Annotated in this window: 8 protein-coding genes; 3 read left to right on the forward strand and 5 right to left on the reverse strand. The window is 72.7% G+C overall.

What is annotated here, in order from left to right; genetic code table 11:
* The first annotated feature begins 28 nt into the window (after positions 1-28).
* Together RM844_RS08135 and RM844_RS08140 are read left to right on the forward strand one after the other, a co-directional pair.
* On the forward strand, positions 29-1,087 hold the full coding sequence (locus tag RM844_RS08135) for an NAD-dependent epimerase/dehydratase family protein (protein ID WP_311666281.1): 1,059 nt from the start codon (positions 29-31) through the stop codon (positions 1,085-1,087).
* A gap of 57 nt (positions 1,088-1,144) precedes the next feature.
* A complete protein-coding gene (locus tag RM844_RS08140; RefSeq protein WP_311666282.1) occupies positions 1,145-1,603 on the forward strand; it encodes a hypothetical protein in 459 nt (152 codons plus the stop codon).
* A 25-nt stretch (positions 1,604-1,628) separates the two neighbouring features.
* Here RM844_RS08140 and RM844_RS08145 read toward each other — a convergent pair whose 3' ends face one another.
* Both RM844_RS08145 and RM844_RS08150 read right to left on the reverse strand, forming a co-directional pair.
* Positions 1,629-2,120: a glutathione peroxidase gene (locus tag RM844_RS08145; protein WP_311666283.1), complete on the reverse strand. Its 492-nt coding sequence runs from the start codon at positions 2,118-2,120 to the stop codon at positions 1,629-1,631.
* A gap of 177 nt (positions 2,121-2,297) precedes the next feature.
* Positions 2,298-5,513: a S8 family serine peptidase gene (locus RM844_RS08150; RefSeq protein WP_311666284.1), complete on the reverse strand. Its 3,216-nt coding sequence runs from the start codon at positions 5,511-5,513 to the stop codon at positions 2,298-2,300.
* 575 nt (positions 5,514-6,088) lie between these two features.
* Here RM844_RS08150 and RM844_RS08155 point away from each other — a divergent pair.
* Positions 6,089-7,051: a DUF368 domain-containing protein gene (locus RM844_RS08155; protein WP_311666285.1), complete on the forward strand. Its 963-nt coding sequence runs from the start codon at positions 6,089-6,091 to the stop codon at positions 7,049-7,051.
* A gap of 362 nt (positions 7,052-7,413) precedes the next feature.
* On the opposite strand, the gene RM844_RS08160 is transcribed toward RM844_RS08155, so the two are convergent.
* From RM844_RS08160 to RM844_RS08170, 3 genes are read right to left on the reverse strand one after another with little or no spacing between them, the layout of a single operon-like run.
* Positions 7,414-9,450 carry an SPFH domain-containing protein gene (locus RM844_RS08160; protein ID WP_311666286.1) on the reverse strand — a complete coding sequence of 679 codons (2,037 nt, stop codon included), beginning with the start codon at positions 9,448-9,450 and terminating at the stop codon, positions 7,414-7,416.
* Positions 9,447-10,880, reverse strand: a complete 1,434-nt coding sequence (locus RM844_RS08165) for a toll/interleukin-1 receptor domain-containing protein (protein WP_311666571.1) — start codon at positions 10,878-10,880, stop codon at positions 9,447-9,449. Before RM844_RS08165 ends, RM844_RS08160 begins: the two co-directional genes overlap by 4 nt.
* Complete coding sequence (locus RM844_RS08170) at positions 10,877-11,434, reverse strand: toll/interleukin-1 receptor domain-containing protein (RefSeq protein WP_311666287.1); 558 nt, start codon at positions 11,432-11,434, stop codon at positions 10,877-10,879. The genes RM844_RS08165 and RM844_RS08170 overlap by 4 nt, the downstream gene beginning before the upstream one ends.
* Positions 11,435-11,659: the final 225 nt, after the last annotated feature.

Raw genomic sequence — 11,659 nt, forward strand, 5'->3', positions numbered from 1 at the left:
CCGGAGCCCGAGGAAGGGAAGGCCGCCGATGCGTGTCGTGGTGGTCGGAGCGACCGGCAACGTCGGCAGCGCCGTGGTCCGCGCCCTGGCCGGGGAGCCCGCGGTCACCTCGGTGCTCGGGCTGGCCCGGCGGCTCCCGCCGAGGCCGGCGGAGCGCACCGAGTGGCGGGCGGTCGACCTGCGGTCCGACGCGGCGCCCGCGCGCCTGGCGGAGCTCTTCGCCGGCGCCGACGCGGTGATCCAGCTGGCCTGGATGATCCAGCCGGCCCGCGACCCGCGCGAGACCTGGCGGACCAACGTGCTCGGCACCGCCGCGGTCCTGCGCGCCGTCGCGGCGGCCGGCGTCCCGACGTTGGCGGTCGCCTCCTCGGTGGCCGCCTACTCCCCGGGGCCGGACGACCGCGCGGTGGACGAGAGCTGGCCCACCCACGGCTGGCCGACCGCGGCCTACAGCCGGGAGAAGGCCTACGTGGAGCGGCTGCTCGACCTCTTCGAGCGGGACCACCAGGACATCCGGGTGGTCCGGCTCCGCCCCGGGTTCCTCTTCTCCCGCGCCGCGGCCGCCGAGCAGCGCCGGCTCTTCGTCGGACCGCTGCTCGTCGGACCGCTGGTCCGGCCCGAACTGAGCCCCGTGGTGCCCGACTTCCCCGGCCTGCGCTGCCAGGTGCTGCACACCGACGACGCGGCCGACGCCTACCGGCTGGCCATCATCCGGCCGGTGCGCGGGGCCTTCAACCTGGCCGCCGACCCGGTCGTGGACGCGCGGCTGCTGGCCGACCTCTGGCACGCCAGGTCGGTGCGGGTGCCGCGGGCCGCGGTGCGGGCCGCGCTGGCCGGCGCCTACCGGGCCCGGCTGGCCGCGGCGCCGCCGCAGCTCTTCGACACCCTGCTCCGGCTGCCGGTGATGAACTGCGACCGGGCCCGCGACGAGCTGGGCTGGCGGCCGGCGCGGTCGGCCGGGGAGGCGCTGGCCGAGCTGGTGCGCGGGTTGCGGGAGAACAGCGGCGCGGACACCCCGCCGTTGGCGCCGCACCCGCCGGGCGGCCGCGCCCGGGAGCTGGCCACCGGCGTGGGCCGCCGCCCCTGACGCGGGGCCGGCGGCCGGCGAGGTCGACTGTCAGTGGCGGCTGCCATGATCGGCCGCATGGGGATTCTCTTCGGTTACTACGCCGCCGCCGACGACCGGGACGCCGCGCGCGCCGTCCGGCGCGGGGACGACGCGCCCGCCGGCGCCGGGCCCGACGAGCTGGTGGTCAAGGGCATCGACCCGGTCGCCAGCCTGCTGACGGTCGAGGCGCTGATAACGGGCCGCGCCGAGGAGGCCGTGCTGGCCGTCCCCGGGCGCGGCCGGCTGGTCGCCATGGCGGAGGACGGCGAGCTGCTCACCCTGTCGCTCACCGACGACCTACGGGACGCGCTCGCCAGCCGCGACGAGGCAGCGCTGGCCGAGCTGGCCGGGGCGTGGGCGGCGGCGGGCGACTTCGACGTCCCGCTGGAGCCCGCCGAGGTGGCCGAGCTGGCCGCCTTCCTCCGGCGGCTGGCCGCCCTCGCGGCCGGGGCCGTCGGCCGCGACCACCACCTCTACTGCTGGGTCCGCCCGTAGGGTGGGGCCCCGGCCGCGCGGCCGGTCAGCGGGGGAGTCGTGCCTCGATGGCCGCCAGCAGCTCGGCGTCCTCAGGCTCGGTCCTGGGCCGGAACCGCAGGACGTCCTCGCCTCCGGGACTGACCAGGAACTTCTCGAAGTTCCACTGGATGTCCCCGGCCTCGCCGGCGGCGTCGGCCGTCCGGGTCAGCTCGGCGTAGAGCGGGTGCCGGCCCGGGCCGTTGACCTCGGTCCGCTCGAACATCGGGAAGGTCACCCCGTAGGTGGTGGCGCAGAAGGTGCGGATCTCCTCGGCGGAGCCCGGCTCCTGCCCGGCGAACTGGTTGCACGGGAAGCCGAGGACGGTGAAGCCCCGCTGCTCGTACCGCTGCTGGAGTCGCTCCAGCCCCGCGTACTGCGGTGTCAGGCCGCAGCGTGACGCCACGTTGACGACCAGCAGCAGCTGGTCCTGGAACGCGCCCAGCGAGCTGTCCTCGCCGTCCAGCGTGCGCAGCGGGGTGTCGTACAGGTCCGCCATGCCGGCTTTCCTCTCCTCGTCCGTGACGCGCGCCCCACACGGACGCGCCTCCTCGCAACGTCGGGCGCCCGCCGGTTGTTTCCGTCCCGGTCCCCCCGGGCCCGGACGGGTGGGCGGCGGACCCCGCGGCGGCCGCCGCCCCCCGCCCGCGCGGGGGCAGGGGGCGGCGGCTCGCGGTCAGGCCGTCCGGTAGGCGTCGATGATCGTCAGCTCGGTGGTGTTGCCGTCCTGGTCGGCCAGCTCGGCCTGGAAGGAGACCGAGCCGCCGGCGGCCGGGTTGGTGACCGTCACCCCGCCGTCGACGACCGGCGCCACCTGCCAGGACGCGCCGCCGTCCAGGGACACCCGGACCGTCAGGGACGCCGGCCCGTCCGCCGCGGCGCCCTCGACGGAGACCGGTACCCGTGTCTCCCGCCCGGCCGCCGCCGTGCTGTCGGGGGCCAGTTCAAGGGCGAAGCGCACCAGCGAGACCGGCAGCGCTCGGGTCTCCCCGTCCGGGACTGAGGCCGAGGTGAAGCCGAAGGTCGCCGAGATCTCCGTACTCACCCCGGCGTCGGGCCGCCGGGCCGTGGTGGTCAGCTCGTAGTGGCCCTCGGCGGCCGGCACCTCGAAGCTCGCCCAGCCGCGGAGGAAGTCGTCCTGGCGGTGGATCACCTCGCCCTCGTAGGACAGGGTGGTGGTGCCCTCGCCGCCGGAGAGCCAGCCGGAGTGCCCGGCCCCGTCCGACACCGTGGTGAGGGAGGCGTCGAGCTGGTCGCCGGCGCGGCTCAGCCCGCCGCCGGCCGGCAGCACGGGGGCGAACACCCCCACGCCCATGCTGTCGTGGTACGTCCGGCCCGGGACGACCTCGCGGCCGGGGACGGTCAACGAGCCGGCCTCGCCCGGCCCGGTCAGGCTCAGCGTGTACGACCAGACGCCACCGGTCAGGTAGAGCGTGGTGACGGCCGGCAGGGCGCGCTCCGGGCCGGTCCCGCCGCGCCCGCTGCCCACCACCTCAAGCCGCCCGGTGGTGTCCGCGGTGGGTGCCCCGAGGGTCAGCCGCAGTTCGGCCAGCTCCGCGTGGGTGAACTCCCGCTGGTGTCCCGTGAAGTAGCTGCCGGTCCGCTCGATCACGGTGTGGTACTCGGTGTCGCCGGCCGCCCAGGACGTCTGGTGGCTGACGACCAGCTCGTCCGCCGGCAGCGCCGGCCCGACGTGCTGGGTGCGCACCTCGGTGTTTCCCCCGCCCTCCCAGCCGTAGCCCGCGCCCAGGGCGGGCAGTTCGAGGCTGGTGAACGAGTGGAACGCCTCGGCGTCCTCGTCGGGGACGGACAGGTCGATCTCCTCGGCGTCCCGGGCGTCGAGCGTGACGGTGGTGTCCTCGGTCAGGGTGGGCAGTACCACGATGTGCCGCGCCTCCCAGTCCTCGCCGTACGCGGTGGCCTGCAGCAGGTGCTCGCCGTCGTCCGGCAGCCGGAGGACGGCCGAGTCGCCGTCCGGGAAGACCGGCGTGCTCTCGCCGGTGGCCCGGTCGATGAGCGACCCCCACCAGTTCGTGTGGCCCGCGCCGTCCAGCCCGACGGCCTCAAGGGTCAGGTCGTGGTACTCGCCGACCAGTTCGATCGCCCCCGCGGTGCCGACGGTGTGTCCGTCGCCGGTCGCCGTCACGAACAGGCTGTAGGCCCCCGTGGGGTCCTCGGTGGCGAAGGCGGTGTCGGCGGTCGCCTCGACGGTGGCGGTACCGCCGGCCGGCACGGTGACGGTCTCGGCCCCGAGCCGGAAGGTGCCCTCCGGGGCGGGCCCGCCGTCCGGCCCCACCGTGGTCAGCGCGAGGTCCAGCGTGACGTCCTGGTCGCCGAGGTTGCGGTAGGTCAGCTCCCGGGTCACCGGCTCGTTGTCCGCGTGCGGCCACTCCTGCGCGCCGAAGCCGAGCGAGACCGGCTCGGCCACGACGGTCTGCCCGATCGCCGCGGCCACGTCCGCGCGCCCGGCGCCCTGCTGGAACGCGCCGTAGCCGTCCACCGGGGTGGCGGAGGCCACCAGCGCGGCCTTCAACCGCTCGCCCGACCACTCCGGGTGCTGCTGGGCGAGCAGCGCCGCCGCGCCCGCGACGTGCGGCGCGGCCATCGAGGTGCCGGACAGGCGCAGGTAGCCCTCGCCGGCCGGTTCGGCGCCGTCCGCGAGCCAGCTGCCCTCGGCGGCCGCCGCGGCGATGTCCACCCCGGGGGCCGTAAGGTCCGGCTTGAGCCCCGCGTCCCCCGGGCGCGGGCCGACCGACGAGGACCGCGCCAGGGCGTCGTCCCGGTCGACCGAGCCCACGGTCAACGCCCCGTCGGCGGTGCCGGGCGAGCCCAGGGTGCCGGGCTCGGGCCCCGAGTTACCGGCGGACAGCACGAAGAGCACGTCGGTCTCGGCCGACAGCCGGTTCACCGCCTGCTCCAGCGGGTCCTCCTCCGGGGTGTCGTCGCCGCCGAGGCTCATGTTGACGATGTCGGCGCCCTGCTCGACGGCCCACTCCATGCCGGCGATGATCTGCGAGTCCGTGCCGCCGCCGAAGTCGTCGAGCACCTTCCCGTTCAGCAGGGCGACCCCGGGCGCCACGCCGGTGTAGGCGCCGCCGGCGCCCGCCGCGATGGACGCGACATGGGTGCCATGGCCGTAGCGGTCCTCGACGCCGTCGGTGTCGGTGAAGTTGGCCGCCGCGACGACCCGGCCCTCGTCCAGGTCGGGGTGCGTCGTGTCGATCCCGCTGTCCAGCACGGCGATGGTCACGCCGGTGCCGTCGAACCCGGCCGCCCAGGCGGCCGGTGCCCCGATCTGCGGGACGCTGTGGTCCAGCGCGGCGGTCCTGACCCGGTCGAGGGTGAGCGACGGGACGTCGGCGGCCCGGGTCCGCGGGCCGGTCAGCGTCTCCCAGAACCCGGCCGCCGCCTCCGGGGCGACGGTCAGGGCCTGCGCGTCGATGCTCGCCAGCTCGGCGCGCACCCGCACGCCGTCGTCGGCGAACAGCGCGGCGGGCCGCCCGCCGGGGTGGGCGGCGATCACTGGGACGCCGTCCCCGGCCAGCCGGGCGTACTCGGGGCGGCTCAGCTCGGTGACGTCGAACAGCCGCAGGTCGAGGCGGCCTTCGGCGATCAGCGGGCGGGCGTCGGCGGGGATCACGAAAGTGCCGCCGGCGTCCTCGGTCACCGCTATGGGCAGGTCCTCGCGGCCCGGGCCGGGGCGGACCGCGAGCACCTCGCCCGCGGCGTCGAGCCGCACCCGGTCGCCGGTGATCAGGACGATCTCGCGGGCCTCGCCCGCGCTCGCGGGGCGCCCGCCGTCGGCCGCGGCGGCCGGGGAGACGGAAGGTGGGCCGGCGGTGGCCGGCCCGGCCAGCAGGGGGCCGCCGGCCACGGCCGTGGCCAGGGCCACGGCCGCGACGGCTCTGCCGCGCTTCGAGCGCCGGCGGCGGGGGCCGGGCGCCGGATGGTCCGGGGGCACGGGGCCCCTCACGTTCTCAGGGTTCTCTCGCACACGGGGGAGCGTACGTGCGCCCCTCCGATATGTGTGCGAGTGCGAACAGACTCCGTTTTCATCACGCGGTAACCGGTCGAATTCGCCGGCCCTCTCGGCGGCCTCCGCCGGCCGGACGGTGCCGACGGACGCGCTTCTGCCGCCGCTCGTAAGGGAGTTGCGTGGCCGGCACGCGCGACTGAACGTGGCCGAAAAAAGATGAGACCCCCCGTGCACCGAGCGTCACCACCATCGCGTGGGCGAACATCGTGGGGGTGCGCCGGGCGGCCGACGGCGGCCAACCGCCGGCCGGGGGTGCCCCGCCGGCGCCCGCGCTGGGCCGCGCGTCCGCCGGCCGGCGCCCGAGGTCGGCGACGCCGCCCGGCTCGGGGAGGCCGGGGCGGCGACCCCTAGGATGATCGGACCCCATCGCCCGGGGGTCCTTCCGCGCTTCCGCGCGTCGCCCCACCCTCCCCGTTCCCGAATCGGAGACCATGCCCGTGCTCTCGCAGGCCCTGCCGGACAACAGACCCCCGGCAGAAAGCCACGCCTTCAACGCCTTCCGCGGCTCACTGATCGGCATCGCCGAGGCGTTGCCAGGCATCAGCGGCGGCACGGTCGCGCTGATCATCGGCGTCTTCGAACGACTGATCGGCGCGGCGAGCCAACTCGCGGCCGCCGTACGGGCGTTGCTCACCGGGCAGGGTCGTGGCCGGACCGTCAGCGAGACCCGGCGCGTGGACTGGCGGATGATCGTGCCGCTGGCCATCGGGATGGTGCTCGGGCTGCTGCTCAGCGCGCGGCTGCTGGCCCCGCTGGTCTCCGAGCACACCGGGCACGCCTACGCGCTCTTCTTCGGACTGGTCCTGGCGTCCCTGTGGGTGCCCTACAGCGGCTCGGGCCAGCGCTGGACCGCCGCCCACTACGCCCTGGCGCTGGCCTTCGCCGTGCTCGCCTTCTGGCTGACCTCGCTCTCGGTGGCCGCCTCGGCCGACAACCCGCTGATCGTCACGGGCGCCGGCGCGATCGCCGTGACCGCGTTGATCCTGCCCGGGCTCTCCGGCTCGTTCCTGCTGCTCGCGCTCGGCATGTACGAGCCCACCGTCGACGCGCTCAACGACCGGGACATCGCCTATGTGGCCACCTTCGGTCTCGGCATGCTCGTCGGCCTCGCCGTCGCCGTGAAGTCGCTCCGGTGGCTGCTCCACCACTACCACCACATGACGCTGGTCGTCCTCACCGGCGTGATGGCCGGCGCGCTCCGCGCCCTGTGGCCCTGGCAGGGCGACGAGCCCGACCGGGTGCTCTACGCGCCGAACGAGGCGGTGCCGGAGCGGCTCGGGCTGATCGTCCTCGGCTTCCTCGTGGTCGCCGGCGTGCTGCTGGTCGCCCACCGCCGCCAGCACCCACGCCGCAGCCGCGGCCGCCACGCCCGGGTCCCCACCCGCAGGTGGTGACGGGCTCCGGCCCGCTGCCGGAGTCCCGGCCGGGCTCCTTCGATGGCCGGCCTCGCTGGCTGGACTCGGAGCAGGAGGCGGCCTGGGGCAGTTTCATCCGCATGCGGGGGCACTCCTCGGAGGACTCTTCCGTCAGGTCCAGGTCAACCTCCCGGGTCCGCCTCCGGAAGCGCGGGCCGGTGGCCCGTGGGAGTGCCCCGACGGCGGGCGTGGCTTGTTCGTCCCCTGGCCAGTTGCCCGGCGAACGAAGGCGCCGCGCCCCAGGTAGCGCTGGTCGCAGTGCCCACCCGCCCTTGAGGCGGCTGTTCGCCCTGGTGACTCGTCGGGTACGTCGACGCCACCAGCCCGCCGCACCGGCCACGTCACGCGTCGGTGGGGGCTTCCGGAACACTCTGGGTGTCCTCCTGGCCGCGCGCCTGGGGCGGCAGCGCAGGCTGCGCCCCTCCCTCGGGCCCGGCCTGCCCGTGCAGGCCCCGCATCTTGTCCAGGAGTTCCTCCAACCGTGCGATCGGCTGCGTCTCCAGGTAGGCGGCAAGGTCACCGCCTCCGATGAACTGCGGAACGGGTGCTTGGGCGACCTTTTCCAGCATGTCCAGCACCATCACGTTGTTCAGGCCCAACGCGTCGATGCGAGCCCTGAGTTCGAGGGCCTTGCGCCGGGTCTCGGTCCGCACCCGCACCTCGTCGATGGCATCGTCGCGCTCGGCGTTGGCCAACTCCAGATCGAGGAGTTCGCCGCGCATCTGTTCATGGGCCGGCCGCTTCAGGATCTCGTTCAGCATCGGGTCCTCGGCCCGGAACTCACCGAGTGTGGTGTTCTGTGCCTCCACGCCCCATTCCCGAAGCGCGTTGCGCACCTGTGCCGCCAGGTCGGTCCGGGTCTCGGCGTACGCCTCCAGGAAGTCTCTTACGGTCGCCGCCGCGGCGATCTCGTTGAAGTAGGAGGCGACGATGGCACCCAGTACCCGTTCCACGAATCGCTGGATGGGGAGCGGATTCCAGTCGAGGCCGCCCAGACTCGTCATCTGGCTGCCGCCGTTGTTGCTGACCAGCATGGGAGCCGATTCCGGTGGAATTCGCAGGGTCTGGCTCATGTCCACGAACAGCCGGTGGCCCTGGACGGTGACCGCGATCCGGCCCAGCTGCGCGTCGTAGTTCCAGTACTCCGCCTGAGACTTGTCGTTCCATTCCAGGATGAGCAGCCGGGTAGGAATCGGTACGACGCGCACGAAGTACGGGTTGAGGGAACACACCGTGCCCTCGCGGAGGGTCTCCTGCTGCACCCCCCGTTGCCCTCCGTTCTGCAGGAACACCCAGGGCAGCTGGAACCCCCGGTGCCCCGGCACCCGCGGTCCGAGTTGCTCCGGTGATTCCGGTTCCGCGCCGTCGAGGGTGATCACCACTCCCGTGTAGCCGATGGGAATGGAGATCTCCTGCAGGTGATAGGGGGTCAGCTCGCCCGCGTTCTCACGGATGTTCTTCACGGTGACCACGTCGAACAGCGCGGGATTGATGTTGTAGTAGGCGCCTCCCTGGAGAATGGCCAACTGCCTGCCCTGCTGACCGCCAGCAGCCAGGAACTGGCCGCCGTCCTGGAAGTTCTCGCAGTCCACGTGCGATCCGAAGAGGCGGCCGGGCGGCCGGACCTCACCCGCCTTCGCGCTCACCAGGCCGATCGTGTTCTCCGGCACGTGCACGCGGTCGACCTGCTCGATCTCGAACAGGGCCGCGTTGATGTAGTAGGACTGGCCGTTGTTCAGGGTGCTGACCTGCCGGCCCTGCTCCCCTCCGTTCAGCAGGAAGGCCTGACCGTCCTGGAAGTCGTCGCACGCGACAGGCCGGGCCAGCGCGCGAGTCGCCGGCCGCGTCTTCCCCTCCTTGGCTGTGACCAGACCGATCTTGTCCTCGGCTACCCGCGTCCTGGGAACCAGATCGACCCGGTGCAGCCCGGGCAGCAGCCAACTGGAGTGGCCAGGTAGCAGGGTGCGTGCCAGGATCCCCCGCGTGTTGTACGGCGTGATGTGTCGGAACTTCGGGTGGCTCGGACCGTGGAACCGGTGCACGATACCGACGTGCTCGGCAGGAATGGTTCGGTAACCGTGCCAGGCGAGGAGCGCGGCGGCTGCCAGAAGGATGACCAGAATGACTGAGAAGATCGCCAGCGGGTTCATGTCCGATACCTTCCTGCCGAACAGTTGAATCAGGATCAGGAGGAGAGCGATCTCCAGCATCGAGTTATTGCGCAACTTCGGGCCGTGCTGATCGCGTTCACGGCCTTTTCGCCGCGTGCGACGCAACAGTGTGATGATGCCGAACGCGTACACGAAGAGCAGCGCGGGGTCCAGTACGTCGACGCTCTTGGCGGTAAAGAAGCCGAGCAGAAAAATGGCCGCGTTCACCTGTTGTTCCCCCCATCCTGAGCGCGCAGTTGAACGGCCAGGACCGTGGCGGTCCACTGGTCGTACCAGTCAAGAAAGAGCTCGTTCTGTGGATTACGCAGGGTCGGGTAGAACCCTCCACGGGGCCCCGGCCCGGCCAGCTGAGTGAACTCGCGGTAGCTCCGCGGCACGGCGGCATCCGCGGAAAGGCGCCACCCGCAGACCACCGACAGCGCGAGGAAGTCCGCGTGCCGCGCGCGGCGCACCCGGGATCGCGCCGCCTGTGCGCGAAGCCCCTGCCTGCCGTGTGTGTGGTCCGCCCACACAGCGTCGATACCGGCCAGCACCGAGGACGGGACCGCGCGCACATGCCGGGCGCCCAGCCAGCCCTCGTCGAGTCGGTCAGCCGCCTCGAGTACGACAGCGGTGGTGTGCAGGTCGGCGTGCGTGAACTCCCCTTCGGCCAGGTAGGACTCGAGGCGCGCGAGGGAGGCCGCCGGCGGTACGCGCACGGCACCCACCGTGGGGCGGGTGAGTGGGGCGGGGAAGACCGGTGTGGCCGGTTGGGCGATGCCCTCGGTGGCGTTCAGGTCTCGCAGCAGCTTGAGTTCCGCGGGGCGCAGCAGCCGGCCGTCGCGTGCGTCGACGTACCAGGTATGGGCCAGGTGGTAATTGCGTTGCCCCTCTAACAGGACCGGGAAGAAGGGACGCTGGTGCAGCATCGACTCGAGAATCATGCGGGTGATGTCGTCGGAATCCTGGGAGTGCGGCGACATGAGCACGATGACGGCTGCCGCGTAGGACAGTTGCTGCCGGATCGTCCAGAACTGGGAGTCTCCCGGCTTGAGATCAGCGGCCGACCAGACGGGCAGTCCCGCCGTGCGCAGCTGGTCGGCGAGGGCCACCCCGTACGCCGCGTCGGCCGGCGCAAAACAGATGACGAAGGCGCGCTGTTCCGGCTCGGTGAGAGGACGGGGCGGCGACGGCAGTGCCGCTGCGAGGTTCTCCTCCCGCACCGACGCACCCGAGCCGCCCGGCGTCTCCCCAGCGGTCTGCCGCAGGATGACCGCGTGGAGTTCTTCGACCTTCTGCTCGTACCCCCGCTCGTCCACGTTGCTGAAATCGCGCCAGACCCGATTGGCGGCGAAAGGCGGGCGGGCGGCGTCTCCGATCAACACGGGAATGAACCGAAGGTCTCCGGTCGCTCCGGCAGTAGCCAGGGCGGCGTATTCCTCAAGGGCCCGCGGTGATGACGCGGAAGCCGGGCTCACGATGACGATGGCGCACGCCGCGTCGCTGATCGCCGCGTCGGTACGGCGCAGGATCACATCGCCGGGGAGCACTTCCCATTCGTCGAAGAAGACTCGCAGGCCGTAGCGGGAGAGGTCGCTCGCCAGCTTTCTCGCCCAGGTGCTGTCCTGGTGAGCGTAGGAGACGAAGACGTCGATCAGATGGCATCACTCCCGGGCCGCACCGCCCGTACCAGCATGGCGATATTCTCGTCGAACTGGGCACTGTGTGCGTCGCGCAGGTCCACCGGTCTGCGGATGCGAGCGAAAGGCGGCAGATCCACGTCCTCCACCAGCACCGGGATGAACCGTCGCCCGCCCGAGTGCACACGCTGGAGCAGGGCCGCGTACTCGTCGCGGATCGCGGTGTCCCGCATCGTGGCGCCGCTGAAGACCAGGAGTCCGTTGGCCGAGGCGCCCAGGGCCTCTTCCTTTTCCAGACTCTCCACGAGGCCAGGGCCGATCCACCTGGCCAGGAAAACGGTCAGCCCTTCGGCGCGCAGCCGGGAACCCAGTGATTCCGCCGCATCGCTATCCGCCTCGGTATAGGAGATGAAGACGTCGTAACCGCTGCTCGGGTCTGCGGCAGGTGGGGCAGGGGCAGGGGCAGGAGGTTTTCTACGGGACTTTCTGGCGTAGACCTCGATGCTGGCCGAGACGACCCCAGCGATCGCACCGACGGCGCCGATGACTACCCCCCACGCGTTGAGATCCACGTCCGCAGACTAGCCAAGAGCTCGCGCGGCCATGCGCCCTTCACACGATCGGCTCCCCTATCTGAGCGGTGCTTGAGGTCGCCGGGTTTTCGAACCCCGGGCAGCCCCGTGGTGGCCACGAAACAACGCCGCCGGTCCCCATGGTGCCTGCCGAAGAGCGACATGTCCCTGAGCCGGGTTTTCCGGCGTTGGCGTCGCGCGGCGGTGAAGGTGACCGCGGCCCTG

It is taken from the genome of Streptomyces chisholmiae, from assembly GCF_031845445.1.
Lineage (GTDB): Bacteria > Actinomycetota > Actinomycetes > Streptomycetales > Streptomycetaceae > Streptomyces > Streptomyces chisholmiae.

Excerpts from the sequence above, each read along its gene's own strand:
- RM844_RS08135 (WP_311666281.1), top strand. The coding sequence starts at position 29 with ATGCGTGTCGTGGTGGTCGGAGCGACCGGCAACGTCGGCAGCGCCGTG.
- RM844_RS08145 (WP_311666283.1), bottom strand. The coding sequence starts at position 2,120 with ATGGCGGACCTGTACGACACCCCGCTGCGCACGCTGGACGGCGAGGAC.
- RM844_RS08140 (WP_311666282.1), top strand. The coding sequence starts at position 1,145 with ATGGGGATTCTCTTCGGTTACTACGCCGCCGCCGACGACCGGGACGCC.
- RM844_RS08155 (WP_311666285.1), top strand. The coding sequence starts at position 6,089 with ATGCCCGTGCTCTCGCAGGCCCTGCCGGACAACAGACCCCCGGCAGAA.